This is a genomic window from Marinobacter sp. M3C, from assembly GCF_023311895.1.
Taxonomy (GTDB): Bacteria; Pseudomonadota; Gammaproteobacteria; order Pseudomonadales; family Oleiphilaceae; genus Marinobacter.
The window spans coordinates 2,543,669-2,569,795 of the sequence record NZ_CP092284.1 but is presented as its reverse complement, the minus strand read 5'-3'; the positions used below and the strand labels follow the sequence as shown (position 1 = coordinate 2,569,795).

At 54.6% G+C, this 26,127-nt stretch carries 25 protein-coding genes; 12 read left to right on the top strand and 13 right to left on the bottom strand.

Annotated elements, in window-relative coordinates; translation table 11 throughout:
• Window positions 1-121 precede the first annotated feature (121 nt).
• Together MIH18_RS12015 and ahpC are read left to right on the top strand one after the other, a co-directional pair.
• Window positions 122-1,051, top strand: coding sequence for a putative RNA methyltransferase (locus MIH18_RS12015; RefSeq protein ID WP_249006715.1), 930 nt, complete (start codon window positions 122-124; stop codon window positions 1,049-1,051).
• Between the two features lie 177 nt (window positions 1,052-1,228).
• On the top strand, window positions 1,229-1,792 hold the full coding sequence (gene ahpC, locus MIH18_RS12010; RefSeq protein ID WP_249006714.1) for an alkyl hydroperoxide reductase subunit C: 564 nt from the start codon (window positions 1,229-1,231) through the stop codon (window positions 1,790-1,792).
• A gap of 117 nt (window positions 1,793-1,909) precedes the next feature.
• Here ahpC and MIH18_RS12005 read toward each other — a convergent pair whose 3' ends face one another.
• Window positions 1,910-4,762, bottom strand: a complete 2,853-nt coding sequence (locus MIH18_RS12005) for a cation-translocating P-type ATPase (RefSeq protein WP_249006713.1) — start codon at window positions 4,760-4,762, stop codon at window positions 1,910-1,912.
• 75 nt (window positions 4,763-4,837) lie between these two features.
• The gene (locus tag MIH18_RS12000; RefSeq protein WP_249006712.1) at window positions 4,838-5,569 is read right to left on the bottom strand and encodes a DUF3581 domain-containing protein; all 732 of its coding nucleotides are present in this window, start codon (window positions 5,567-5,569) and stop codon (window positions 4,838-4,840) included.
• Between the two features lie 279 nt (window positions 5,570-5,848).
• Here MIH18_RS12000 and ahpF point away from each other — a divergent pair, with 279 nt between their 5' ends.
• On the top strand, window positions 5,849-7,417 hold the full coding sequence (gene ahpF / locus MIH18_RS11995; RefSeq protein WP_249006711.1) for an alkyl hydroperoxide reductase subunit F: 1,569 nt from the start codon (window positions 5,849-5,851) through the stop codon (window positions 7,415-7,417).
• 28 nt (window positions 7,418-7,445) lie between these two features.
• On the opposite strand, the gene MIH18_RS11990 is transcribed toward ahpF, so the two are convergent.
• Entirely contained in the window at window positions 7,446-8,246 is an 801-nt protein-coding gene (locus MIH18_RS11990) for an RNA methyltransferase (RefSeq protein WP_249006710.1), read from the bottom strand.
• A 211-nt stretch (window positions 8,247-8,457) separates the two neighbouring features.
• Between MIH18_RS11990 and rlmE the strand changes: the two genes are divergently transcribed.
• The 4 genes from rlmE to MIH18_RS11970 all read left to right on the top strand — a co-directional run bounded on the left by rlmE (window position 8,458) and on the right by MIH18_RS11970 (window position 12,725).
• Complete coding sequence (gene rlmE / locus MIH18_RS11985; RefSeq protein WP_249006709.1) at window positions 8,458-9,078, top strand: 23S rRNA (uridine(2552)-2'-O)-methyltransferase RlmE; 621 nt, start codon at window positions 8,458-8,460, stop codon at window positions 9,076-9,078.
• A gap of 45 nt (window positions 9,079-9,123) precedes the next feature.
• The gene (locus MIH18_RS11980) at window positions 9,124-9,582 is read left to right on the top strand and encodes a DUF302 domain-containing protein (RefSeq protein ID WP_249006708.1); all 459 of its coding nucleotides are present in this window, start codon (window positions 9,124-9,126) and stop codon (window positions 9,580-9,582) included.
• 504 nt (window positions 9,583-10,086) lie between these two features.
• Window positions 10,087-11,400: a DEAD/DEAH box helicase gene (locus tag MIH18_RS11975; RefSeq protein ID WP_249006707.1), complete on the top strand. Its 1,314-nt coding sequence runs from the start codon at window positions 10,087-10,089 to the stop codon at window positions 11,398-11,400.
• A 443-nt stretch (window positions 11,401-11,843) separates the two neighbouring features.
• Window positions 11,844-12,725 (top strand): group II intron maturase-specific domain-containing protein, encoded by an 882-nt coding sequence (locus MIH18_RS11970; RefSeq protein WP_249014619.1) that lies wholly within the window; start codon window positions 11,844-11,846, stop codon window positions 12,723-12,725.
• 138 nt (window positions 12,726-12,863) lie between these two features.
• Here MIH18_RS11970 and MIH18_RS11965 read toward each other — a convergent pair whose 3' ends face one another.
• From MIH18_RS11965 to MIH18_RS11945, 5 genes are all read right to left on the bottom strand, one after another.
• Window positions 12,864-13,619, bottom strand: coding sequence for a YiiX/YebB-like N1pC/P60 family cysteine hydrolase (locus tag MIH18_RS11965; protein ID WP_249007104.1), 756 nt, complete (start codon window positions 13,617-13,619; stop codon window positions 12,864-12,866).
• Window positions 13,620-13,706: 87 nt separating this feature from the next.
• Window positions 13,707-14,117: a hypothetical protein gene (locus tag MIH18_RS11960; RefSeq protein ID WP_249007105.1), complete on the bottom strand. Its 411-nt coding sequence runs from the start codon at window positions 14,115-14,117 to the stop codon at window positions 13,707-13,709.
• 262 nt (window positions 14,118-14,379) lie between these two features.
• On the bottom strand, window positions 14,380-14,691 hold the full coding sequence (locus tag MIH18_RS11955) for an EthD family reductase (RefSeq protein ID WP_249012500.1): 312 nt from the start codon (window positions 14,689-14,691) through the stop codon (window positions 14,380-14,382).
• A 97-nt stretch (window positions 14,692-14,788) separates the two neighbouring features.
• The gene (locus MIH18_RS11950; RefSeq protein ID WP_249012499.1) at window positions 14,789-15,049 is read right to left on the bottom strand and encodes a zf-HC2 domain-containing protein; all 261 of its coding nucleotides are present in this window, start codon (window positions 15,047-15,049) and stop codon (window positions 14,789-14,791) included.
• Window positions 15,043-15,663, bottom strand: a complete 621-nt coding sequence (locus MIH18_RS11945) for an RNA polymerase sigma factor (protein WP_249012498.1) — start codon at window positions 15,661-15,663, stop codon at window positions 15,043-15,045. Before MIH18_RS11945 ends, MIH18_RS11950 begins: the two co-directional genes overlap by 7 nt.
• A 187-nt stretch (window positions 15,664-15,850) precedes the next feature.
• On the opposite strand from MIH18_RS11945, the gene MIH18_RS11940 reads away from it, so the two are divergent.
• Window positions 15,851-18,001, top strand: a complete 2,151-nt coding sequence (locus MIH18_RS11940) for a bifunctional TVP38/TMEM64 family protein/FAD-dependent oxidoreductase (protein WP_249012497.1) — start codon at window positions 15,851-15,853, stop codon at window positions 17,999-18,001.
• Between the two features lie 109 nt (window positions 18,002-18,110).
• Entirely contained in the window at window positions 18,111-19,091 is a 981-nt protein-coding gene (locus MIH18_RS11935) for a radical SAM protein (protein WP_249012496.1), read from the top strand.
• A gap of 184 nt (window positions 19,092-19,275) precedes the next feature.
• Here MIH18_RS11935 and MIH18_RS11930 read toward each other — a convergent pair whose 3' ends face one another.
• Window positions 19,276-19,755, bottom strand: a complete 480-nt coding sequence (locus MIH18_RS11930; protein WP_249007111.1) for a MaoC family dehydratase — start codon at window positions 19,753-19,755, stop codon at window positions 19,276-19,278.
• 88 nt (window positions 19,756-19,843) lie between these two features.
• Here MIH18_RS11930 and MIH18_RS11925 point away from each other — a divergent pair, with 88 nt between their 5' ends.
• The 3 genes from MIH18_RS11925 (at window position 19,844) to MIH18_RS11915 (ending at window position 23,740) form a co-directional block, all read left to right on the top strand.
• Complete coding sequence (locus tag MIH18_RS11925; RefSeq protein WP_249012495.1) at window positions 19,844-21,247, top strand: sodium:solute symporter; 1,404 nt, start codon at window positions 19,844-19,846, stop codon at window positions 21,245-21,247.
• A gap of 322 nt (window positions 21,248-21,569) precedes the next feature.
• Window positions 21,570-22,085 carry a diaminobutyrate acetyltransferase gene (ectA, locus tag MIH18_RS11920; protein WP_249012494.1) on the top strand — a complete coding sequence of 172 codons (516 nt, stop codon included), beginning with the start codon at window positions 21,570-21,572 and terminating at the stop codon, window positions 22,083-22,085.
• Between the two features lie 194 nt (window positions 22,086-22,279).
• The gene (locus MIH18_RS11915) at window positions 22,280-23,740 is read left to right on the top strand and encodes an aspartate kinase (protein ID WP_249007114.1); all 1,461 of its coding nucleotides are present in this window, start codon (window positions 22,280-22,282) and stop codon (window positions 23,738-23,740) included.
• 133 nt (window positions 23,741-23,873) lie between these two features.
• On the opposite strand, the gene MIH18_RS11910 is transcribed toward MIH18_RS11915, so the two are convergent.
• From MIH18_RS11910 to pdxH, 4 genes are read right to left on the bottom strand one after another with little or no spacing between them, the layout of a single operon-like run.
• Window positions 23,874-24,329, bottom strand: a complete 456-nt coding sequence (locus tag MIH18_RS11910) for a DUF3429 domain-containing protein (RefSeq protein WP_249007115.1) — start codon at window positions 24,327-24,329, stop codon at window positions 23,874-23,876.
• Window positions 24,326-24,631: a DUF6482 family protein gene (locus MIH18_RS11905; protein ID WP_249012493.1), complete on the bottom strand. Its 306-nt coding sequence runs from the start codon at window positions 24,629-24,631 to the stop codon at window positions 24,326-24,328. Before MIH18_RS11905 ends, MIH18_RS11910 begins: the two co-directional genes overlap by 4 nt.
• 57 nt (window positions 24,632-24,688) lie before the next feature.
• Window positions 24,689-25,450: a 4'-phosphopantetheinyl transferase superfamily protein gene (locus MIH18_RS11900; protein ID WP_249007117.1), complete on the bottom strand. Its 762-nt coding sequence runs from the start codon at window positions 25,448-25,450 to the stop codon at window positions 24,689-24,691.
• Complete coding sequence (gene pdxH, locus MIH18_RS11895) at window positions 25,451-26,098, bottom strand: pyridoxamine 5'-phosphate oxidase (RefSeq protein WP_249012492.1); 648 nt, start codon at window positions 26,096-26,098, stop codon at window positions 25,451-25,453. It abuts the gene before it with no gap.
• Window positions 26,099-26,127 lie beyond the last annotated feature (29 nt).

Genomic DNA, 26,127 nt, shown 5'->3' with positions numbered 1-26,127 from the left:
CCCCGGGTATGAGGCTGTTCAATAAAGGTGCTATGAGAATGCTATCTTAGCGCTAAGATAGCGCCCAGCAACGCCGTGACCAAGGCGCTCCCCGCACATTTGCCAGCGATACCCTCCTATTATGACCATAACGCCATTCAACCACCTTATTTGCCCGTTAGACGGACAATCCCTGCTGATGCAGCAAAACAGTTGGCACTGCGCCAACGGGCACAGTTTCGATAACGCCCGCCAGGGCTATGTGCACTTGTTGCCGGTGCAGAACAAGCGGTCACTGGCGCCTGGCGACAGCAAAGAAATGGTGGCCGCGCGCCAGCGTTTTTTAAACGCAGGGCACTATCAGCCGATAGCGGCAGCGGTTGTGCAAGCGGTCGCGGAAGCAGTTAAGACGCAGGGCGAGGGCATTGAAACTCAGCCAGGCATAGAAGAACCTTTCGCCTGTTTGGATGCGGGTTGCGGCGACGGCTATTATTTGCGCCAGCTTGATGCTTGCTCGTCGGGCCAGAAACACGAACAGCCGCTGTCGCTGGTAGGCCTGGATATTTCAAAACCGGCGGTGCTGGCTGCGGCAAAACAGTCAAAAACAACGCGATGGCTGGTCGCCAGCAACGCCAATATACCGCTGGCTGACGGGTCTTTGGGCTGCATTTTGAGCCTGTTCGGGTTTCCGGTGTATCCGGAGTTCCGGCGGGTGTTGCGCCCTGGCGGCCGGGTAATAGTTGTCGACGCGGGGCCGGCTCATTTGCGCGAATTGCGAAAAGTCATTTACCCGGTACTCAAGCCCGAGGTTGACAAACCCAACGCCAGTGAAGCACCTCCGGGCTTTCAGACAATAGGGCGGCAGACGATTAATTTCAGCCTTGCATTGGTCGGCGAAGGCGCCATTGCGGACCTGTTGGCGATGACCCCGCACTTTTATCGCGCCAAAGCCGAGGGGCTGGCCCGCGCCGCTGCGCTTGGCAAATTGCAGGTAACGGTGGACGTACGGCTGACGGTGCTGGAAACCACGCCGGTTAACGGCGCCAGCGCTCCAAGCGCTGCCTTGAAATAGTGTGGGTTAGCATCCACATACCCGGACTACCCGTTGCTGCTTATCAGAGGTGGCGGGAGTGTAAACAATAGCTTCAAGCTATCTCTTGTTTGGGTATTATCAATTTTTGTTAAGCGCGCAGCATCATTATAGTGGTGCCCATCCATTAATCATCTGGCAAGCAAAGGGCAATATTTTATGGGTATCATTAATTCTGAAATTAAACCGTTTAAAGCAACCGCTTTCAAACGGGGCGAGTTTGTTGAGATTTCCGAAGCAGACGTAAAAGGCAAGTGGTCTGTGTTCTTCTTTTATCCGGCTGACTTCACTTTCGTATGTCCCACCGAGCTGGGCGACGTAGCTGACAAGTATGAAGAACTGCAAAAGATGGGCGTTGAAGTGTTTTCTGTATCCACAGACACCCACTTCACTCACAAAGCCTGGCACGACAGCTCTGAAACCATCAACAAGATTCAGTACTACATGGTTGGCGACCAAGCCGGCAACATCACCAATAATTTTGGTGTGATGCGCGAAGGCCAAGGCCTGGCAGACCGTGCTACTTTCCTGATCGATCCGGATGGCGTAATCCAAGCCGTCGAGATTACTGCGGAAGGCGTTGGTCGTGATGCGTCTGAGCTGATGCGTCGGGTGAAGGCTGCTCAGTACGTGCGCAAGCACCCGGGCGAAGTTTGCCCCGCCAAATGGCAGGAAGGCGAAGCGACATTGTCTCCTTCACTGGATTTGGTTGGTAAGATCTAAGGCTCCTTTCTAAGGCTCCTTTAATAGGGAGCCAAACGGTACGGGCTCGTGTCACGGGCTTGTTACTTTCAGAAAACCCCGGATTTCCGGGGTTTTTTGCGTTCAGGGCAAAGCGGATCATAAACTGCGTGCAGTGGCTGGGTCAGGTGCTTTGTTCCGCAGGCGGACAAACAGCTTGCTCAGCTCTCGTAGCCACAGCACAGAGCTGGCCACGGCGGTACAGAACAGCCAGTCCTCAAGGCTAAGGTTGACCGTAGAGAAGGGTTTTTGCAGAAACGGCACGTACACAACCGCCAGTTGCAGCAATAATGACAAGGCCACCGCCGCCCACAGCCAGAGATTAGAGAACAGCCCGCGAAAGGCACTTTGTTCATCAGACCTTGAAATAAACACGGTAAACAGTGAGAACAGCACCAGGGTGGTAAAGGCCATGGTTTGGCCATAGGCAAGGCTGCCCGTGCCGGCCACCAGACCACCGGGAAGCGATGCATCCAGCACAAACAGAGTACCGGTTGCGGTGATCAGACCAACAAAAACAATCCCGGCCCACATGCCCCGTGTAATCACACCTTCTTCACGGGGTCTTGGCGGCTTGCTCATGGCGGCTTCATCACCCGGATCCAGCCCCAACGCCAAGGCCGGTGCGCCATCGCTGACCATGTTGATCCACAGAATCTGGGTGGCCAGCAACGGCAGAGCCAGGCCGGCACCCTCGGCGGTCAGGCCAATCACATCCGCCAGCAATACGCCGAAAAACATGGTTAGTACTTCGCCGATGTTGGACGACAGCAAATAACGCAAAAATTTGCGGATGTTGGCGAAAATAGCGCGGCCTTCCTCCACCGCAGCAACAATACTGGCAAAGTTGTCGTCTGCAAGAATGATATCCGCTGCCTGGCGCGACACGTCGGTGCCGGTAATGCCCATGGCCACACCAATATCCGCGGCTTTCAGGGCCGGTGCATCATTCACACCGTCGCCGGTCATCGCAACTATGTGTTTACCTTTCTGCAACGCCTTGACGATACGCAGTTTGTGTTCAGGATTAACCCGAGCGTAAACCGAGATCTCTTGCACGGCCCGGTGCAGTGCGTCGTCCGACATCTCGTCAATTTCCGCGCCCGTGAGCGCCCGGTCATTGGTGCAAATGCCTAACTCTTTACCAATAACAGCGGCGGTAACCGGGTGGTCGCCGGTGATCATCACCGGGCGGATACCCGCTTGTCGTGCCTGGGCCACGGCTTCTTTGGCTTCTTCCCGCGGCGGGTCGATCATGCCGATCAGGCCTACAAACACCAGATCCTGCTCAAGATCTTCATCTACCCGGTCTGGCTCGAAGTCGGCTGCGGGTATGAAACGGGCCGCCACACCCAGTGTGCGCAGGGCTTCCGCCGCCAGGTTTTCGTTGGCCAGCAGGATGTCGGTACGGCGCTCTGGCGTTAACGGTCGAACATTGCTCCCCACCCGTTCGCGGTTGCAGCGGCCTAACAGAACATCGGGGGCACCCTTGGTAAATACCTGAATTGACTCTCGCTGCTGGCTGTCGGTGTGCAGTGTTGACATCATTTTGCGTTCGGAGGAGAACGGAATTTCGCCAACCCGCTGATAACGGGTGTCTAGAAGATCTTCCGTCAGCCCGACTTTTCGAGCAGCAACCAGTAGTGCCCCTTCGGTAGGGTCGCCCTGAATGGTCCACCGACCGTCTTCTTCGCGCAAAACCGCATTGGCGGCGCGATCACCAACCGTCAGGGCTCGCTCCAGCTCTAGCCGCAGGGGTTCACTGATCGTGTTTTCGCCGCTGTCGGTCGCTGTGGAATGCACGGTAATCTCGCCGTTCGGCTCGTACCCGGTGCCGCTTAGAGTTACCCGGCCACTGGCGGTCACAATGGCGCGGACAGTCATTTCGTTGCGGGTGAGGGTGCCTGTTTTGTCTGAAGCGATCACGCTGGCGGCGCCCAGGGTTTCCACCGCTGCCAGATGGCGAACAATCGCATGGCGCCCTGCCATGCGCTGAACGCCCAAAGCAAGCACGGCGGTTACGATGGCCGGCAAGCCCTCGGGTACCGCCGCCACGGCCAGTGCTACGCCAAGAATCAGCACGTCGAAAATGGCCGAAAAGCCGCTGACGTGCTCTACCAGAATGATGGTGAAAATCATCACCACCGCAATGACAATCACCACCAGCCCCAGCATTCTGCCAACCTTGGCAAGATCTTGTTGCAACGGCGTTGTCTCAGCGGGCGCCTGCTCCAGCATGCCGGCAATCTGCCCCATTTGGGAGTTCATGCCGGTGGCGGTAATAACCGCGGTGCCGCGGCCGTAGGTGACGGTGGTGCCACTAAAAATCATATTTTGGCGATCACCGATAGGGGCATCGCCAACGATGGTTTCTGGGTCTTTAGATGCAGGAAGGCTTTCGCCGGTCAATGAGGCTTCGGAGGTTTGCAGAGCAACCGACTGAATCAGGCGGCCGTCTGCGGGAATCGTATCGCCTTCTTCTACCAGAACAATATCGCCGGTGACCAACTCAGCTGCGGCAATGCTCTGCTGTTCACCGTTTCGAATCACCCGAGCCCGAGCGGCGGACATTCGTTGTAACTCCGCCACGGCGTGTTCTGCCCGCGCCTGCTGCACATAACCCATGGCTGCGTTGAACAGCACAATGGCCAGGATCGCAATAGCCTCATAGGGCAGGGCGGAATCACGCTCGAATAGCCACAAGCCGAGGGAAATCGCCGCAGCCAGTAATAAAAGGATGACCAGAGTGTCAGTAAACTGGGCGAGTACCTTGCGCCAGCCGGGCACAGGCCGGGCTGCGGTCAGTTCGTTCGCGCCGTTGCGCCCCAGGCGAGCCTTTGCTTTTTCGCCGCTCAGGCCTTGCTGTGCGCTGGTTTCCAGGGCGGAAACGATGGCGTCAGGAGATAATTGATAAGCGGCTTGGGACTTCTTTAATACGCGTTCGCTGCCCATGCTTACGAGTCCCTATGATGGTGAAGTTCATAAGGATCAGTGTAACCAGAAATCTGGCCAGAGAAACGATCTGCGTCAGGTGCTGGCGATGTCTGTGCCATAACTGACACCGCGGGCCTTCAAGCGATAGAACTGCGCTACCACATCGGCCATTGCATCCGGGCAATAAGGCCGCAAACCGCCCAACACTAAACGCTTGGATACGGTGCCCAGCGCATGGTCGCCAGACATCAAACGATACTCCAGAGTGACCTGGCCACGCTTGCCATTGGCTTCCAGAGTGGCGTTATGCAGCTCCAGCTCCGGTGACACTGCATGCAGGCTGTCTAATGTGACAGTCATGCTGTCGTACATCACCATTGGCCGGTCCGGGTTGAACATTACGCCGTTGGATTCCATCAAAGGCTTCATGGTGTGCGGGAAGTTTTTGCCCGACGCTGCCACGTAGCCCAAGGTGAATTCCTCGATAAACACTTTGTCGGTAGTGATATCGCCGCTGCGGGCTACTTCCAAATACACCTTGCCAGCTGTATCACACACGTGAATGGTGCCGTCGGTGCTTTCGCGAAATTCCAGCGGCACGTCTTTACCCAGCAGGGCGCGAAAGTGGAAGGTCATGTTCGTTGACAAGCCAAAACGCCAAAGTACAACGGCGAACAGTAAGTCCCCCGGCACGCAGAAGCGGCGGGCGTCCGGATCGTGAATCGGGTTAAAGTCCCCGGCCACTTCCTTGGCAAACAGACTGGCCTGGGCGGCGCTGATGTATACGCGGCCATCCTTTTCACAGTGAAAACGTTCTAGAAACATGGAGTACCTTATTTCGAGTGGCCAGATTCAGTGGCCCATGATAGTCCAGCTGCACCCATATCAAAATGCACCATCTGGCTTAATGTAAAAATACTGCAGAAACTCTGTCAATGAGGTGCGAAATGGCCGGCGCTCATTAATAGTAAATTTCTATCGCAGTTTTTGAATCAATTGATTTGAGCTTGTTTATCAGGCGCCGTATCTTATCCGCATCAACTCAGAACAACCGGCTAAAATCGAGCCGGTTCACCGGCTTTATTCCTTATAAAGGACGACAAAATGTTAGATGCCAATTTGAAAGGCCAATTAAAAGGTTACCTGGACAACGTGAAGCAGCCCATCGAGCTGGTTGCCGCGCTGGACGACAGCGCAAAAGCCAACGAGTTGTTTGAGCTGCTACAGGAAATCGACGGGTTGTCTGACATGATTACCCTACGTGAAGATGGTGGTTCAGACGTGCGTCGCCCGTCATTTGCTATCAACCGTGTGGGCACCAACGTAGGTGTACGCTTTGCCGGTATTCCTATGGGCCATGAGTTTACGTCCCTGGTATTGGCACTGCTGCAAGTGGGTGGGCATCCCTCCAAGGCAACTCCAGAGCTGATTCAGCAGGTTCAGGAATTGGACGGAAATTTTGAATTTGAAACCTATTTCTCGCTGTCGTGCCAGAACTGCCCGGATGTGGTGCAGGCACTTAACCTGATGAGTGTGCTCAACCCAAGTGTGAAGCACACCGCCATTGACGGCGCCTTGTTCCAGGCTGAAGTGGAAGAGCGGGAAATCATGGCAGTGCCTAGCGTGTACCTGAACGGCCAGCTGTTTGGCCAGGGCCGTATGAAGCTGGAAGAAATTGTAGCCAAGCTGGACACCAACACCGACGCCCGTGAAGCCGATAAACTTCGCCAGAAGGGCATTTTTGAAGTGTTGGTCATTGGCGGTGGCCCGGCCGGCTCCGCAGCGGCTGTTTACGCAGCCCGTAAAGGCATTGCCACGGGTATTGCCGCCGAACGCTTTGGTGGTCAGGTTGCTGACACTATGGGCATTGAAAACCTGATTTCTGTGCCTTACACCGAAGGCCCCAAGTTAGTGGCCGCGATGGAGCAGAACGTAATAGAGTATGGTGTGGATATCATGAACATGCAGCTGGCCGAAAAGCTGATTCCGGCGACAAAGCCGGGCATGCCCCATGAAATCCGTATGGCCAACGGTGCCTCGCTGAAAGCCCGCACAGTGGTCCTGTCGACCGGTGCCCGCTGGCGCCAGCTGGGTGTTCCCGGTGAAGACAAGTACCGCAATAAGGGCGTAGCTTACTGCCCACACTGCGACGGCCCGTTGTTCAAAGGTAAGCGCGTAGCGGTGGTTGGCGGTGGTAACTCGGGTGTCGAAGCCGCCATCGACCTGGCCGGTATTGTTGGTCACGTAACCTTGCTGGAATTTGGAGCCGAATTGCGCGCTGATGAAGTGCTGCAGCGCAAGCTGCGCAGTTTGAAGAACGTGGATATTGCGGTATCGGCCCAGACCACCGAAGTGACCGGTGTCAACGGTAAGGTGAATGGCCTGGATTACACCGATCGTCACAGCGGTGAAAATGTTCATGTAGAGCTGGAGGGCGTGTTTATACAAATCGGCTTGATACCCAACACCGAGTGGCTGAAAGGCGATATCGAGCTCAGCAAGCACGGCGAAGTAATCATCAACGAGCGCAACGAAACCAGCATTCCTGGCGTATTTGCCGCCGGTGATGCCACCACCGTGCCTTACAAGCAAATCGTGGTTTCCATGGGCGAAGGTTCCAAAGCGGCCCTTAGCGCCTTTGACTTCCTGATTCGTAACTCTGTTGACGAATAGGTGTCGAAAAGCAATTGCTGTTAAATAATCAGCTGCGCATCAGTTCCCAGCTGCAAATGTTGACCGCCGAGGCCAGATTGAGAGATTCAATCTGGCCTTTGCCATTTATGGTGTAGGCAGTGGCGTTCAGTTCATCGAGGGCCTGAGTCGGAATGCCGCGGGCTTCGTTGCCAAACAAATAGCAGTCGTGATCGGCAAAGCTGCGCTCGGTTAAGGCGCGGCCATTCAAGTCGAGGCAAGCCAGCCGGTGAAATCGCTGGCTCAGGCTGGCTAGCTCAACATCGGTTTCCAGCGGCACATGAAATATTGCGCCCATGCTGGCTCGCACCACTTTTGGGTTGTAAGGGTCAACGCTGCCGGGGCTGAGCAGGCAGCGAAAACCGCCGAACCAGGCCAGTGTGCGTAAAATGGTGCCCAAATTGCCTGGATCCTGTACTTCGTGCAGATAAATGGCTTTTTCAGGACTGTGCTGTGGGTCGGTGGCTGGCTGCTCTTTTGCCTGGCCCATGGGCGTAATTATTGGTGCCACTTCAGGCGCTATTAATGGCACTTTTGTTGGTACTCTTGTTGGTACAACCGCCAAAATACCCTGAGGTGTTTGGGTATTGGCCAGCCGCGCCATCTGGCGCTCGCTGATCACATGAGTAGTGAACGGGCCTTGCCAGTGCTCATAAGACGCCGTCACGTAAAGTTCTGAAGACGTTAAGGCTGGCTGGGTGCTTGCGGCTTTTTGCAACTCCAGCACCAGATGCTCACCCTCTACCAGATAGTGTCCGAAAGCCTCGCGGTATTTTTTTTGTTGCAGTTTTTTGATGTCGTCCAGCTTCACGGTTATGTCCCGGTAGTATGTGCAGAGCTCAGGGGCAGCTAATAACTGGGGCTATTGTACGTGGCTGCCGGTTTTGTGTCAGTGCGTTGGTGCCGACGCGCGGGGCGCTTTTGCGGCGTTCTGGCCCCCGGCGTACAATGACGCAATGAGTAATCTGACTAATAACCCGACTAATAAAGAGCCGCTATCGCTCGGTTAACAAAGAGACACCATGGCCCGATCAAAAAGCAGTAGCCGCTGGCTAGAAGAGCATGTTAACGATCCCTTCGTAAAAAAAGCGCAAATCGATGGTTACCGCTCCCGTGCCAGTTACAAACTTCTTGAAATTAACGCCAAAGACAAGCTGATTCAGCCCACCATGACGGTGATGGACCTGGGTTCTGCGCCCGGAGGTTGGTCGCAAGTGGCCACCGACGTGGTGGGGCACAAAGGTCGGGTAATAGCCTCGGACATTTTGCCCATGGACGCTGTTGCCGGTGTCGAATTTATTCAGGGCGATTTTACCGAGAACGCCGTTTTCGAAGAAATCATGGCGGTACTGGGTGATGCAAAAGTCGACGTGGTTATTTCAGATATGGCGCCCAACATCAGCGGCGTAAACGCGGCGGACCAGGCGGCGTCTATGTACCTGATTGAGCTGGCGCTGGATATGGCCAGCCAGGTGCTAAAACCCAAAGGCAGCTTTGTCGCCAAGGTGTTTCATGGCGGAGGTTATGACGGCTACGTGAAAGCGGTGCGCGAACAGTTCGACAAGGTGGTGGTGCGCAAACCGGATTCTTCCCGTGCCCGCTCGCGAGAGGTCTATCTGGTGGGTAAGGGCTTTCGCGGCTGATCGCTTATCTAAAAGAGCTGTTGTCACGTGTAACTAAGGAATTATATGAAAGCCTTAAGAATGATTGCGCTACCCCTCGTTTTGTTGATGTGCTCGGGCCTGACTTTGGCCGCAGATGGACTGATTAAGGTTAAAAGTAACCACAGCGTAGCGGCAACAGCCGATAAACTTGAAGCGGTTTTGAGTGAGAACGGCATGAAAATCATGAACCGGATTAATCACGCTGCCGGGGCTGAATCGGCGAATATGGAATTGCGGCCTACCGAGCTGGTGATTTTTGGTAACCCGAAAGTGGGCACGCCATTGATGCAATGCTCGCAAACTGTCGCCGTGGATTTGCCCCAGAAAGCGCTGATCTGGGAGGACGAAAATGGCCAGGTCTGGCTTGGCTATAACGATCCGCAATATTTGAAAACCCGCCACGCTATCGAAGGTTGTGATCCGGTGTTAGCGAAAGTGGGGGCCGCGCTGAAGAATTTTGCCCGAGCTGCCACTGCGGACTGATAAAGCCCGGAGCAAAACACGGGAAAGCTCATAATGGCTGATACCTGGCAGGGTTCCGAGTCTCTAATATAGTCGCTCCTGCCATTCAGAGACGCACTCCCTTGCTGCTGATACGTTCTACCCTTGCTTGCCTTACGTTGATTGCCGCCATTTTGGCATTGCTTCCCGGCACAGCCGGTTTGACGCTCGTTTTGGCGTAGATCGCTTACCCGTTAAGGCCTTGTGTCATCTTGACGCATGTGCCTGGCGCTCCGATTTCATGGCAATCACCTATGGCGTATCCCATATCACTCTGTTATTGTTCGCGCCATCCTGCCTCTAGGGATCCCGCAGTTTCAGGCGTAAAGCCCACATGCGAACCATCCATACGACCTGTCAGAGGACGTCACCCCGTTAACGGCGTGTGACCGTAGTCGTTTTTTATTCCATGAATCTTCATGGCATCTGCCCGCATTCGCCAACAACGGTGTTCGTGGAGGCAGAACAATCAAGAGTTAATCTATTATGAGTTTTTCTTCACTCGGTTTGTCTGAGCAGTTAGTCCGTGCCACTTTGGACCAGGGTTACGAAACCCCGTCACCCATTCAGTTAAAAGCCATTCCAGCGGTATTGGCTGGTAAAGACGTGATGGCCGCCGCGCAAACCGGCACCGGTAAAACCGCCGGTTTTGTCTTGCCGATATTGCAGATGCTGGAGCAGAACCCGCGCACCGGCAAAGGCCCGCGCGTGCTGATTCTGACGCCTACCCGCGAACTTGCCGCCCAAGTTCACGACAGCGTGAACCTTTACAGCCGCTACGTGCCTACCCGCGCGGCTGTCGTATTTGGTGGCGTAAAAATTAACCCGCAGATGATGAAACTGCGCAAAGGGCTGGACGTACTGGTTGCCACACCCGGCCGCCTGATGGACTTGTATCAGCAGAACGCCGTGCGTTTTAACGAAGTAGAATTTTTGGTGCTGGACGAAGCCGACCGCATGCTGGATATGGGCTTTATTCGCGATATCCGCAAGATTATGGCCATGCTGCCTGCGAAGCGCCAGAGCCTGCTGTTTTCTGCAACCTTCTCCAACGAAATTCGCACCCTGGCTAAGGGCCTGCTGAACGACCCGGTGCAGATTGACGTTGCAGTGCGCAACTCAACCGTCGAAAGTGTTGTGCAGTCGGTGTATCCGGTGGATCAGAGCCAGAAAACGGCGCTGTTGAGCAAACTGGTGCGCGACAACAGCTGGGAACAAGTACTGGTATTTACCCGCACCAAGCACGGCGCCAACCGCCTGACCGAGAAGCTGGGCAAAGACGGTATTACCGCTGCTGCGATTCACGGCAATAAGTCCCAGGGTGCCCGTACCCGTGCTTTGGCCGAGTTCAAACAGGGTGATATCCGTGTGCTGGTAGCGACCGACATCGCTGCTCGCGGTTTGGATATTAAGCAGTTGCCCCAAGTGGTGAATTTTGAACTGCCTAACGTGCCGGAAGATTACGTTCACCGCATTGGCCGTACCGGTCGCGCGGGTGAAAGTGGCCACGCGCTCTCTTTGGTGAGTGCTGACGAGCTCAGCATGTTGGTCGGTATTGAAAAGCTGATCAAAAAACAGCTGCCGCGTAAGGAAGTGGAAGGCTTTGAGCCTAAAAACAACGTGGCACTGAAGCCAAAAGCCAAGGCCGATCCGAGCAAAGCTCGTAATCGCAGCGGTGGAAATGGTGGCGGCAATGGCCGGCCCAGTGATAAGCCCGGCGGACGCAGCGCAGGCCGCAGCCAGAATGGCAATGGCGGCCAACGTGGACGTTCAGGCCAGCGTCAAAACCAGGACGCCTGAAGCCATGCGGGCTTGAGGTAGCAGGTTAAAAAATGCGGAGCTTCGGCTCCGCTTTTTTTGTGCGCCCGGCACGGGCGCACTCCTGGAGGTGCAAGTCCTCCCGTAAGCTGGCCACAGCGAACGAAGTGAAGCGCAACTGAGGAAGGGTGACCGACCGTGGGGAGGAAGCGTGGAGCGTAAACCGCGAGCCGATGAACAAGAATCGGATATGAGGCGCTGCTAAGCAGGGCGAGCGGGCAAGAAGCCGCGAAGCTCTTGTGGTCAAGGCAAGGTGGTGTAAATCCGGCGGTTGTGCGGTGAAGGAGTGTGTTCTTACCCGGGGAGATCTCGCCTCATGCCTGAAAGGGCGACGTGGAAACACGGAGCGAGAAGTCAGCAGAGGCCATAGTAGCTCCACCACGGAGCGAAGGGCCGAACGAGAAGGAGCGTCAAACGACTTGACGATGAGGTCTGTCAGGCATCAGATGCCCGCATCCGCGGGGCGGGTCACGCACCGGGAAGGTGAAGCCTTGCCGTGCGTGTCCAGCGATGAAACAGAACTCCCGCGTCGAGATCCGAAGGGCGCAGGGCGAAGCCTGCTAGAGCAGGCGTTCGCGAGAGAGAAGATTGATCCTAGCTTCAGCGAACACAGTCACGGCTTTCGCCCGGGCCGCCGTGCCCACGATGCCGTTCTGTCCGCCCAGCGATACGTCCAGCAAGGCCGCCACATTGTGGTTGATGTGGATTTGTCCAAGTTCTTTGACCGCGTCAATCACGACATTCTGATCGACCGCCTGAGGAAACGCGTGAACGACCCCGGTCTGATGCGGCTGCTGAGGCGCTGCTACGACACACTGCATTTGAAGATTAACGAATCCAAGAGTGCAGTGACGAGCGTGTTTGGGCGCAAGTTCCTTGGCTATGCTTTATGGCAGGGTCCGAACGGCGAAGTCCGCCGTGCGGTCTCAGCGAAGGCATTGCAAGCGTTCAAGCTGCGGATCCGGCAACTGACTCGACGTTCGGGAGGGCGCAGCATGGAACAAGTGGTGGAGAAGCTTCGACGCTATCTGCTGGGCTGGAAAGGTTACTTCAAGCTGTCGCAAACTCCACGCATCTGGCGCTCGCTGGATGGATGGATACGTCGGCGCTTGAGGGCTATGCAGCTTAAGCAGTGGCGACGAGGTAAGACGATCTATCGGGAGCTGATGCGCCTGGGCGCAAATCCCTGGGTGGCACAATCGGTAGCGGCTCTGAGCCGGCGCTGGTGGCACAATAGCTTGTCTGCTATCCACAACGTGTTGACGGTTGCCTACTTCGATCGGCTGGGTGTGCCAAGACTCTCATGACCTCAACTTCTCGAACCGCCCGGTGCGGACCCGCATGCCGGGTGGTGTGGGAGGGGCGGAGCCTCATGGCTCCCCCCTATCCCGATTTGGATGGCAAAGAATTACAGATGCAGGTTCTGATTGCTTTCAGCCTCGGGGTTAACCGTCCTCCCAGGCGATGGCCCGGTAATCGAATTCGCCTTCAATGGTGGGTTTTACAATTCGGAAATAGGGTGAGGCATCAAAGTCTCTTGGGGTGAACAAAGAGTGGTGCTTAACCCGAAAACGCTCGCGCACGCAGTCGGCACAGTCAGGATCGTTGGCGGGAAGTGTTTCTACGACCGGCAGAATCGGATAGCGCAGCTGCTGAAAACCTTCGGCAATGAACGTTGAACAGATCGCCCGGGTGGGATCGCCGCTTCCGAAGGCGAGCAGTTTGTGCCTGTAGCGGGTTGGCACCGGAGGCGTTGACCACAGGTAACGGGCCAGATCAAACACGTTTTTCATATCGTACTGATGGCCGAGCCTGCTGCACGCGTATTCAGTAAGCGTTCTGATGTCCGTGTCGCTTAACCCGACCGGGCGACAGATGCGGGTGTGGGCGTGTCGGTAATAGCAAAGTGGGAGCGGGCGAATACCGTTCTCAAGGTCCGCCTCAACCAGCGCGTGAGCTTCACCATCACCCGATGTTCCAAGTCCGGCATTCGGTCCAAGGTAAAGCGCAGCGTGAGACCAGGTGGACTGAGTCAGGTACTTGATGGCAACGCTGATCCGCGTGTTGCCCTCTACCAGCAGAACGTCTCCGGGTTGAAGAGTATTCACCATTGCTTCCCAGGTTGACGTTCTGATGGAGTGCCGGGAAACTTCCTTCGAAAGGTAAGCGGCCAGGCGCCTCGAAAGCCAATTCAATAACATGCCGTACCCCGGTTGTTTGTCTTTGTTGATGTAGTGATAGCACAGACAAACAACCGCGAATACGGTTGCAGTACCCGCTGATCGTGCCTAGGCGGTAGCTAGAACGGGTTTCCGCGACAGTGTCAGCGTGTCGTATTCACGCAACAGGAACAGCGCAGCGCAGGCGGCCAGCATTGGCCAGGCAGCAAAGAACAAAAGGTTATCGAAGGGCTGGAGGTATTTGCTGAATGCCGAGAGGGTAGATGCCCCATGAAAGATCAGGATCGCGCCATAGGTCCAGGTTTTAAACAGTCCCAGTACGAATGCAAAAATCAGCACAAGCTGGGCGGCGCCTATCGCATAGAAGGCGCTTTCGCCGAGGCCTCCCAGCCCATAGAACGCGGTAAAGACTTGAGCCGTGTGTTCGGGCTGGACGAACTTGTCCAGGGTCCAGACCAGGAAAACGATGAATACACCGAGTCTGAGTAGCAAAAGTGCGAGAGGTAACTGTTTAGGCATTTCTCTTTCCTTTGGTTTTTGAATGATCGTTCCAAGGACAAAGGATTGTAAGGTAAGTTCCAGAAAAGGCGAAGGTTTGTAACAAATTGGAAGACCCGGTGTTTAGGTCGGTCGTATCACTCACTATTCACTGAGGCTTGAATGATTGCTAACTGTTTGCTTTTCAGAGGGGACCTCAAAGAGGCGCTAAGAATGGCAGCCAGCCATGGCACGCCCAGACGTGCCATGGCTGGCTGCGGCGGCAAGCAAAGAGCGTCTGCGTTTACTCGATGACTTCGCTGATCTGAATCGTCGGCTGTACATTGGTGAAATTCGGGATATCCCCCAGGATCTCTTTGGCGTGGGGCCCGAACGCCGCCTCGAAATCACTGACGGAGTCAAAATACAGGTGGCCCATGGCGATGTAGGTGGGCGCCTCGCCTGGTGCGCCTCCTGCCAGGCCTGATTCGATAGCTGTTCGCTTGCACGCGCCCGCGAGTTTTTCACGAACCAGCGCCATATGGGTGTCACGGTAATAGGCAATGTCGAACGTGCTATCTGCAGCCTTGGGGTAAAGTACGCTGACTTTTATCATTATTGGGGTCTCGCTTTTTGAAGTTCGGATATAAGGCTTCTAGTGAACCGCATCTGCAGCACATGGCCAATGGCACTTTAGAACGAATTTTGAACAATCACTGATTATTCCCATCACGGGGTTTTCGTGTCTTGAGCGCTTCCGCTACCCGTTTATCAATCCGACGTATGAATTCCTCGTCCGGCTTGCTGGAGGAGTGCGCCTTCATAAGATCGGTGCTGGCACGAAGGTTACCGATAAACGAGCGGCAGTGCTTGCACATCATCAGATGCATTTTCACAGACAGATTCCGCCGGCCGGTCAGCTCACCATCGATGTAATCACTGGCGATTCCGGCCAGGTCCCTGCACATTAACATTCGCCCGTCTCCTGGAAGGTTTCCACCATGAGAAAAATCTTCTGCCTGGCACGGTGTAAAAGGACACGAAGGTTAGAGGCACTGACATCCAGAATGTTACAGACATCCTCGGATTTGTGTTGGTGGGCTTCGAACAGCATCAGGGCTGAGCGCTGGGTTTCTGGTAGTGCGGACAGGTGTTTGTCCAGGCAATCGCTGAGCGCGTCATTTTCCATCAAGATATCTGCGGATTCGTGAAACTTAAGTGATGGCGGTAGGTTCCAATGGCCTTTTGCATTGAAGCGGTTGGCAAGCTCCGGTTCCAGGCTCTCGGAAAAATCAATGGCTACTTCCCGCTTGCTGGATCGGAGCTTGTTCTTGCAGCGGTTGGCGACAATTCGGTGCAACCAGGTTTTCAGGCCGGAGCGGCCTTCAAATTTGTGAATGGCATCGATCACCGTCACCCAGCAATCCTGAACAATCTCTTCAGCACTGGAATAATCCAGGTAAAACCGGGCGACGGCCAACATACCTGGGGAATATTCCCGAACGGCTTTTTTGTAGGCAGATGAATTGCCTCTTTTCAGGTCTTCGATCAGCGAGCATTGGGGGTCCGGATGCACTGCGGTGTTCATGGGATTCCGTTCCTTATCAGGCTGGGTTTGGTCGTTATGTTTGTATAGTATTTTGGATTAAGGGAAAGTTTCAGTATTCTGGAACGAATGTTCAAAAATCTTAGTTCAATCGCTTTGTAACATCCAGTCGGTGATCGTGTCTTATCGTGAACAGCGTATTGGTTTATACATCTTAAAAGGCATGGATATGACGCGTAGCAAGCTTTTACTCATTTTGGTTATCGCCGTGATTGTTGGTTTTTTTCTCGGCTTCGACGGGCACAAGCTGCTGACGCTGGAGAACCTGCAGGCGAATCAGGGAGCCCTGGCGCAATGGATTGACCAGAACCTTTTGATCGCTGTTGCTGGTTATGCCGCAATTTATGTGGTGGTCACAGCTCTTTCCCTGCCGGGGGCGACGATCATGACGCTGGCCGGCGGTGCCTTTTTCGGTAACCTGTATGGCTTGGCGGCGGTTTCCATTGCCTCCACGCTGGGGGCTTCCCTGGCGTTTCTGGTGGCAAGATTCCTCATGCGTGACACCCTGCGGGAGCGCTATCGGGAAACCATCGCCAAAATGGACCGTGGCATTAAAAAGGACGGTGCGTTCTACCTGGCAACCCTGCGTCTTGTGCCGGTGTTTCCGTTCTTCCTGATCAACTTGGCGATGGGCCTCACCGGAATGAAGCTGCGAACTTACGCACTGGTCAGCTGGGTTGCCATGTTGCCCGGCACGTTTGTTTTTGTGAATGCCGGTACCCAGTTGGGTCAGATTCAGTCCACTGGCGATATCGTTTCTGCGGATTTGCTGCTGTCGTTTGCCTTGCTTGGGCTTTTCCCGTTGATTGCAAAGTTTGTGGTTGGCTTTCTCCGTCGTCGCAAGGTCTATGCCGGCTGGAAGAAGCCGGAGCGCTTTGATTACAACCTGCTGGTGATTGGTGGTGGTTCGGCGGGTCTTGTATCGGCCTATATTGCGGCCGCCGTCAAAGCCAAAGTGGGGTTGATCGAAAAACACAAACTGGGCGGCGATTGCCTGAATACCGGATGTGTTCCTTCGAAGGCACTCATTCGAAGCGCGAAGGCGGCGGATACATTGCGCCATGCCAATCGCTACGGGCTCGAGTCGGTGCCGGTGAAAAGCTCATTCCTGAACATCATGAACCGTGTCAAAGACGTGATTGCCAAAATAGAGCCGCACGATTCCCCTGAGCGCTACCGGGAGCTGGGCGTGGACTGCATCGCTGGCGAGGCCAGCTTCGTCTCTCCCTGGGAATTGGAGGTGCGGCACAACGATGGCCACACCGAGCGGCTGACGGCGCGGAGCATTATTGTCGCCACCGGCGGTAAGCCGGCCATGCCGCCGATTCCGGGGCTTGAAGATATGAAGCCTTTGAACTCTGAAAACCTTTGGGAATTGCAGGAACAGCCGGGGCGTTTGCTGGTGTTGGGTGGCGGCCCCATCGGTTCCGAGCTGGCCCTTGCCTTTGCCCGCTTGGGCAGCCAGGTGATTCAAGTAGAAATGGGAGACCGGCTGCTGGCAAAAGAAGACAGCGATGTGTCTGAATTGGTGAAAATACAATTCGAAAATGACGGCGTCGACCTTCGTCTGGAACATGCGGCCAAAGAGTTCGCCATCGAAGAAGGCGAAAAGGTGGTTTACTGCGAGCACAAAGGGGAGCGGGTTCGTATTGCCTTCGATCAGGTGCTGGTCGCGGTGGGCCGTGCCGCAAACACCAAAGGCCTGGGGCTTGACAAAATCGGCATTGAACCCTTGCCTAACGGAACTGTTCCGGTGGAAGAGGATATGAGTTTGCGCTATCCGAATGTGTTCGCCTGTGGCGATGTTGCCGGGCCCTATCAGTTTACCCATGCTGCGGCGCACCAGGCATGGTATGCCGCGGTGAATGCCCTGTTTGGTCAGTTTAAACGCTTCAAGGTCGATTACCGGGTTATGCCGTGGGTCACTTTTACCTCGCCGGAAGTGGCCCGCGTGGGGCTGAGTGAAGCCGAAGCCAGGGAGAAAGGCATTGCCTTTGAAGTCACCCGATACGGTCTGGACGATCTGGATCGGGCCATTACTGATAGCGAAGACTCTGGTTTCATCAAGGTGCTGACGCCGCCGGGCAAAGACAAAATCCTCGGCGTGGTGGTGGTGAGTTCCCACGCCGGCGAAATTCTGGCGGAGTTCACTCTGGCGATGAAGCACGGCCTGGGGTTAAATAAAATTCTTGGCACAATTCATCCGTACCCGACCTGGAATGAAGCCGCTAAAGCCACTGCGGGCAAATGGAAACAGGCCAATGCGCCCCAACGTTTGCTGGCCATAGTGGAAAAAATTCACCGCTGGCGTCGCGGTTAGGACACGTTCGGCGTCAGCGCCGGTCTGATTGCTGCTGTTTGACGGCTATCGCAATGCTGTCTGAATACTGAGTATAACGAGTGTCGATTTTTTTAATTATGGAGCCTTTATGCCCCCCACCCTAGCCAGCACGCCGGTTAAGGCGACCCGCACGCGCATCCCGTTGGTGGAAGTTTTAGAGCCCCGTGTGGCTGACAGCTGGACTCATACTCGCAATGGCGATCCTCGCGGATATATTGATGCGAACGCGCTAAAAGAGCTGTGGATTCACACCGGCACCGCCTGCAACCTGGCTTGCCCGTTCTGTCTGGAAGGCAGTCATCCCGGTGATGGCCGCATTCCCGGAATGAAGCTGAGCGATGTGAAGCCGTTTATCCACGAAGCTATGGACATGGGCGTGGAGCAGTTTTCGTTCACCGGCGGGGAGCCGTTTGTGATTCGAGATTTTGTGAATATCCTGGATTACGCCAGCCAGCACCGGCCATGTTTTGTACTGACCAACGCCACCGAGCCGCTGTTGAAACGCCGACATCAGGTGCTGCCGCTGCTAAACAATCCTTACCCCATTCATTTCCGCGTTAGCCTGGATTTTCCTGACCGCGCCCGCCACGACAAAGACCGCGGTGAAGGCAGTTTTGATCAGGCGCTGGAAGGAATTCAGTGGTTGGTAGATCAAGGCTTCAAGGTTTCCATTGCCCGCCAGACCGACGTTGACGAAGTGCCGGCCAAGGTAGAGGCCGCGTTCCGCGAGATTTTCTGCGAATGGGGCATTCCCGAGAATCTGGCGTTTACCGCGTTTCCAGACTTGGGTACGCCGGGTTCGGAAGACGGTAGTCCGGAGATTACTGAAAACTGCATGGAGAAATACCCCACCGTTGATAGCCGCGCGCACTTCATGTGTACGTACACGCGGATGTTGGTGAAGAAGGGTGATGATGTGCGGGTGTATGCCTGTACGTTGGTGGATGATGATCCGCAGTACGATTTGGGTGGCTCGCTGACCCAGAGCATGGATGAGCGCGTTATGTTGCGCCATCACCGGTGCTTTTCTTGTTATCGCTATGGGGCTAGTTGTTCGGCGCCTGCTTAGGTTTGGTTTTGGGTGTTTGGGCTTGTTCATTCTGGCGTTGGAGTTAACGGCCTGGGCGCCGGGGCTTTCTTTCCTGGGAAAAGAACTCGCTGCGCTCAGACACCTTTTCCGGGCGGAAAGAAAGCCCCACCACCCAGCCCTGACGGACTTAGTTTCGGTATTTTGGAAAGCTTGAAGTTCGCCATCAGTGCCCTTCGTTGAGTAATTCGGCCAAGCGTTGGCGCTCGTCTTTATTGGGTAGGACACCGGTTATTTCTGCTTCCAGAACAGTGATTCCGTCACTATTGATGACGCTGACTTCTGCTTTCGCGCGTTCTCGCTCGTCGATTTTGCTGATGACCCAGTCGCAGGTCAATGTTTCACCGGCATAGACCGGTCGCTTGAACTTGAATGACATGCTTGATGCTAGCCAGCCTATTTGGCCGCCGATTTCGGTGATCAGGCTTGCTGTCAGAAGGCCGTGAGCAATAGGTTCACGCATACCTTTCAGCTTGGCAAAATGGCTGTCGCAATGGACCGGATTGTAGTCTCGGGAAATCGCCGCGAAGGATGCGATGTCTTCGGAGCTAAAACAGCGGGTTATGATAAAGCGATCGCCGACACTTAGCCCTTCGGCAGCGCGCTGGCGGATGTTTGTGATGAGTACCTGGGGCTTGTCTGGCATGACTTGTTTTCCTTTATGAGGCTGAACCCGCTGGGCCGTATGGTATCAACCCCACCTAAAAATCAGAACTGCAAGGAATAAACAAACAATGAACATCACCGAAGCCACGCTATTTTGGGGTTTTCTTTTGGCTTACGGCGTGATTATGTACGTTTTGTCGCCGAAAAGCCGGAATCCAGAATCGTTTTATAAGGGTACAGACGACCATGGGAATCCGGTGGGGCAGTGGTCGCTGACGGCGAGTATTTTTATTAGCTGGATTTTCGCCAAATCGGTGACCAACGCGGCCAATCTGGGGGCGGCCTACGGTGTTTTGGGTGGCCTGGCTTACGCCAGTTATTGGCTGTCGATTCCGGTGGCGGGCTATGTGATCTACCGTATTCGCTGCCAGACCGGTGCCCGTAGCTTGCAGGAGTTTTTGACCTCGCGCTTTGGCCGACTGGCATCGCTGGCGTTTGCGGCGGCGATTCTGATTCGGTTGTACAACGAAATCTGGAGCAACACGGCCGTGGTGGGCGGTTATTTTGGTTCGCCCGGGCAGTGGCAGTATTACACCGCTGCCATGGTGTTTACCGCGTTTACCCTCGCTTACAGTTTGAAGGGCGGGCTGCGGTCATCGATTTTTACCGACGTTATTCAGACCTTTGTGTTCGTGTTTTTTCTCGGCGCGGTGCTGTTTATGATCCTGCCTGAAAACAATGCGGGAGTGATGCTGCGCGAAGGTGATTTCCGCTTGGACGCGGGGTTGGATTTGTTGCTAGTGGCGCTACTTCAGCTGTTTAGCTATCCGTTTCACGATCCGGTGCTGACAGACCGAGCCTTTGTAAATCGTGAAAAAACGATGCTCAAAAGCTTTGTGGTGGCTGGTTTGTTGGGCTTTGTGGCGGTGTTTATCTTTAGCTTGGTGGGGGTACATGCGCGCCTGAATGGTATCGACGCCATGGGTAACGCACCGGCTGCAGTCGGCCGTTCGCTGGGTTTGGCAGCGCTGTTCTTTATGAGTGTGGTAATGATGACTTCAGCCGGCTCAACCCTGGATTCCACCTTTACCTCCCTGGCCAAGTCGCTGGTGGTAGACCTGCCGCGGTTGGCGCGCCGTGCAGCAAATCGGCTGCCCAGTATGCGGGTGGGAGCGGTGGTGATGGTGGTGTTTGCGCTCTTGGGGAATCTGCCGATGTTTGCTGGCACGGATATTCTGGCGGCAACCACCATTTCCGGCACGATGGTGATGGGGCTGGCGCCGGTGTTCCTGTTCTACGGCTTTACCCGTTGGTCGCCGTGGAGTTTTCACCTGAGTTTCTGGACCGGCCTTGCGCTAGGTTTGGCCTTGGCCGTAGGTGCTATTCCCGCAAGTTGGGGCATTGGCGACGGTAAGTACGGGTTGTTGTTGGGCGTTAATGCCTGGGGCTTTGTACTTTGTACGTCGGGCTTCTTTGCGCCCTTGCTGGTCGCCCGATGGCGTCGCCAGCCCTTAGCGGTTTCGTCTTCCTGATTGATCAGTTCCGCTTTGTTTTAGGCCTGTGGCTAAATCCGTTAGTGATGGGTCTTTCGGGGCCTAAGAATTTGTTTTCATAACCCTTCCGCGATTTTTCCTGGAGCTTTTTGCTTTGGCACAGATTTAAACCCCTGAGTTTGTCAATTCCGTACAAAAAGTAATCAAAACTCGCTATCGAATCTCGGTATTGACGGCTATTATTCTGATGAATTATGCGAGTTCCAGTAGTCAATTCGTCTGTCATTTTTAGAGTAAACTTGAAATTTAATTTGTGGTCTATATAATTTAACCCTAAATTTTCAAGGTAAACAGATTCGTTATGACATCAGAAGGATCGAATACCACCGTCATTAACCTGCGCAAACCTGTGAAGGGTGATGGCTTCAGGCTGAACCAGCTGATAACGGAATGTCCACCGCTGGATCCGAACTCAATTTACTGCAATTTGTTGCAGTGCAGCGACTTTGCCGACACCGCAGTGGCTGCAGAGAAAGACGGCGATCTGGTCGGCTTTATTTCCGGTTATATCCCCCCCCGGAAGTCGGAAACCGTATTTGTATGGCAGGTTGCGGTTCACGAGAAAGGCCGGGGCCAAGGGCTCGCCAAGCGCATGCTGAAGGCGATTGTGGCACGTCAGGAACTTAGCCACATTAGCCATATGGAAACCACCATTACCACTGACAACGACGCTTCCTGGGCGCTGTTCCGCTCGTTCGCCCGCGACATGGGCGCCGAATTGACCTTTGAGGAGCACTTCACGAAAGACGTGCACTTTGGCGGTCAGCACGACTCCGAAATTTTGCTGCGCATTGGGCCCTTTACCAAGCCTGGCTGAGCCCGAATGCCCGAGTAAATGCGCCAGCCGACAAGCCACTAGGTGAGCTTGCCACATCGTGCCGTCTGAAATCTGACGTGCAAAGAGGTAAAATCATGGGATTATTCAAAACCGTTGAATCTGAAGTGTGTGTCTATAGCCATGCTTTCACGGGTTTGTAATCGCACCAAAGAACCGATAGCAAAGGCGAAATTATGACGACGCAATTACATACCGTTGAAAAAATCGGCGGCACCTCCATGACCAACTACGAGGCCGTACGCGACAACATCATTATTGGTAATCGCAGCAAAGACGAGCTGTATCAGCGCATCTTTGTGGTATCGGCCTACGCAGGTGTCACCAACGAGTTACTAGAGCATAAAAAAACGGGTGAGCCGGGCGTTTACGCCTTGTTCGCCGATGCAGAATCGGACTGGGCCTGGGGCGACGATCTCACCAAGCTGGTGCGCTTTCTTACTGACATCAACGGCGAGATGTTTGAAGACTCGATGTTAAAGCAGCAAGCCGACCAGTTCATCACTGATCGGGTGGAAGGCGTGCGAGGCTGCCTGATCGACCTGCAGCGCTTGTGTTCTTATGGTCAGTTTCAGCTTGAAGAACACTTGCTGACGGTGCGTGAGATGCTGGCCGGTATCGGCGAAGCCCACAGCGCGTTCAACACCACATTGAAACTACAGCAGGAAGGTATCAACGCCCGCTTTGTAGACTTAACCGGCTGGCGCGATGCAGAATTGTTGCCGCTGGATGAAAAGCTCAAACAGGCGTTCGATGCGGTAGACCTCAGCCGTGAACTGCCCATTGCTACCGGTTATGCGCAGTGCAAGGAAGGCCTGATGCGTACCTTTGATCGCGGCTACAGTGAAATGACCTTCAGCCGGGTAGCGGTGATCACCGAGGCCCGTGAAGCCGTTATTCACAAGGAATACCATTTGAGCTCGGCCGACCCCAACATTGTGGGTGCCGATAAGGTAGTACCTTTGGGTCGCACCAATTATGACGTAGCCGACCAGCTGGCCAACCTGGGTATGGAAGCCATTCATCCACGTGCCGGCAAAGGCCTGCGCCAAAATGATATTCCACTGCGGGTGATGAACACCTTTGAACCGGAGCATACCGGAACTCTGATTACCAAAGACTACGTTAGCGAAAAACCCCAGGTCGAAATTATTGCCGGTGCCAAGGGCATCTTCGCTATTGAAGTGTTTGATCAAGACATGCAGGGCGAGCCAGGTTCAGACCGTAAAATTCTGGACGTGCTGACCCGCTTTAGAGTGCGCTTTGTATCAAAAGACACCAACGCTAACACCATTACCCATTACGTGAGTACCACGCTGAAACACGTAAAGCGGGTGGTGAGCGCGCTGAAAGAGACCTTTCCCAATGCTGAGGTGAATACTCGCAAAGTGGCGCTGGTATCCGCCATTGGCAGCGACATGAAAGTGCCGGGCATATTGGCACGATCAGTAAAAGCGATGGCCGATGCAGACCTCAGTGTTCTGGCGTTGCACCAGTGCATGCGCCAAGTGGATATTCAATTCGTGATTGATGAAGACAACTATAAGGCTACGATTGTGGCACTGCATGCCGCGTTGATAGAACCCCATAATCACGAGTATGCGATTGCCTCGGCCGAACAGTGTGCGCTCGGTTAAAGTGCGCTTTGGGTTAAAATATGCCCTGAGTTAACCTGAGTTAAAGTGTGGCCTGAGTTAAAGAATGCTCCGGATTGATAAGGAAGCTAGCGCAGAGCTTTTGCTGCGAAGCGAACCACCTGGTTCTGAAATGTCAGCCGTGATGAACGGCAAAGAACCAGGTGGCTACAATCACCTGACACACAACCACTGTCAGCGTTAGCCCTAAACGCAGGCGTAGATACCACGCTGGCCAGTAAATTTTCATCCAGCATGCGTCCACCAGATACAACCCCAGAAAGGCCAGTGTGAACAGGACCGCTTTCCACGGCGAAGACGCTAATAAACCCACGCCTGCGGCGATAAAAAATATTTGGCTGAACAACATCGACACCAGCGGCGACATTGGGTAACAGCGGTCTTCACGCTGCAGCGCGATTGTCCAGTAAACGCCCGCCATAAAGGCCAGTATTCCGGCGCTATACATGTAAAACCAGCTGCTGACCACAAGGCTGTGCTGGGGCATAAAAAACAGCGCCAAAACCGCGCTGATAAAGGGAATCAGGCCGGCCAAGCCAACAAAAATGGCCAATCGAGCCACTGCAATCACAGCTTTTGCCTCTGTACCCGAACTCTCAGCGGTTCAGCGCTGCTAGGTTCCATTCCCACCATTTCATTGTATGCCGATGCATGAACAACTTGAGTTTCGAGTATGTGGAAACTGCTCAACATGTCTTGGGCGTGCCAGGCGCTGCGAAACTGCGCGGTGGTGCCGTGCTCATCAGACAGAATCTTCGGTTGGCCATCGACTGTAAGACGTGCCATGTAACTCTGGCCTTCCAGAGACAGTATTTCCATCAGTTCGATGCTCGCGTTTTTGCGGCTTTTCAGTTGTTCCAAGGTAATACGCACAATAACTCTCCGGTTTACTTCCTACCGAATTAGATACGCAGGATCAGTTGTTTAAGATCATCTGTCGCGGGAGGCCATAGAGCGTATCGGGCGCTGCAGTAGTGGTTCCCAGATGGAGTCCAGAGTATCTGCCGGAGTGAGCCTGTAGTCGTCCAGGGGTGGTTCCAGCAAAAGGATAGGAGGCCAGTTAAGAGGCGTTTCAGGCGCCTCTGCCGCCAACCGGCGATACACCAGAGTGACCAAAAAGCCGTCTACATAAATGCAGCAGGCCTGCCATGGCCGAGTGTCGTCGCACTGGTCGCCGTAAAGTTCGAACCCGCGGCGCACCTCCAAGGTTTGCATATTGCCGGCGATGCCGCGGCCGGTGGCTTTCAGCCAGGCTTCTTTCAGCGTCCATACTTTCAGAAATTCCAGGGCGTCGTCTTGGGCCAGCAGCCATTCCTGTTCAACCGGTGAAAACCAGCGCTGCACGACTTTCTGCCAGTTTGGGCGGCGCTGGCAGGGTTCAATGTCGAGGCCTACTTCTCCGTGCAAATTGGTCGCACAGGCCGCTATTCCGTTGCTGTGGCTGAGCGATAGCAGCCAGCCAGGAGGGTGCTGCGACTCTTTAGGTCGCCCCGCGCGCGGGGAACACGCGCCAGGCGCCTCGCCGCTGGCACCCGCCAAAGCCTGACGAATCAGCCAGCGGCTACTAAGAAATTCTGCACGCCGAGCGCCGTTATAAGGCAAAGCCTTGGCATATTCACTGGCGTTTAACCAGGATGGTAGTTCAAATTGAGTGCTGGTAGTTTGATGGCAAAGCCATACAGTCGGTGTCACTCAGGGTTGCAACCTTTCGATGGTCCAAGGTTTATCACCGCCTTGTTCAGTTCGGTTATATTCGAACCGATCGTGAAGCCGGCTGGGGCGACCCTGCCAGAACTCGATGCTGTGGGGTACCACCCGAAAACCACCCCAAAAACTGGGCAGCGGTACTTCACCGTCACTAAACTTGCGTTTTATTTCCGCAACTTTTTGTTCCAGCAGTCCGCGTGAGGTAATGGCTTTGCTTTGCTCTGACACCCAAGCTCCAATCTGGCTGCCGCGGGGGCGTGAGGCAAAATAACGCAGGGACTCGGTGTTGCTGACTTTTTCGACTTTGCCCTGAATCCGCACCTGGCGATTTAAGCCTAACCACGGAAATAGCAGGGCAGCTTGCGGGTTCTGCTCTATTTCACGCGCCTTACGGCTGCCATAATTGGTATAGAATACAAAGCCGCTGTCGTCGAAGTACTTCAGCAACACGGTACGCAAATCGGGCAGGCCGTCGTTGCCGGCGGTGGCCAGCGACATGGCATTGGGTTCCAGAATGTTCGCTTTCCGAGCTTCTTCAAACCAGACTTGAAACTGCTGGACAGGGTTGTCATCAAGCTGGTCCCGATCCAGGCCGTCGCTCTCGAAATCTCGGCGCATATCTCCAATGTCCATCAACCTTCCTCATTTACGATAAAAGCGTG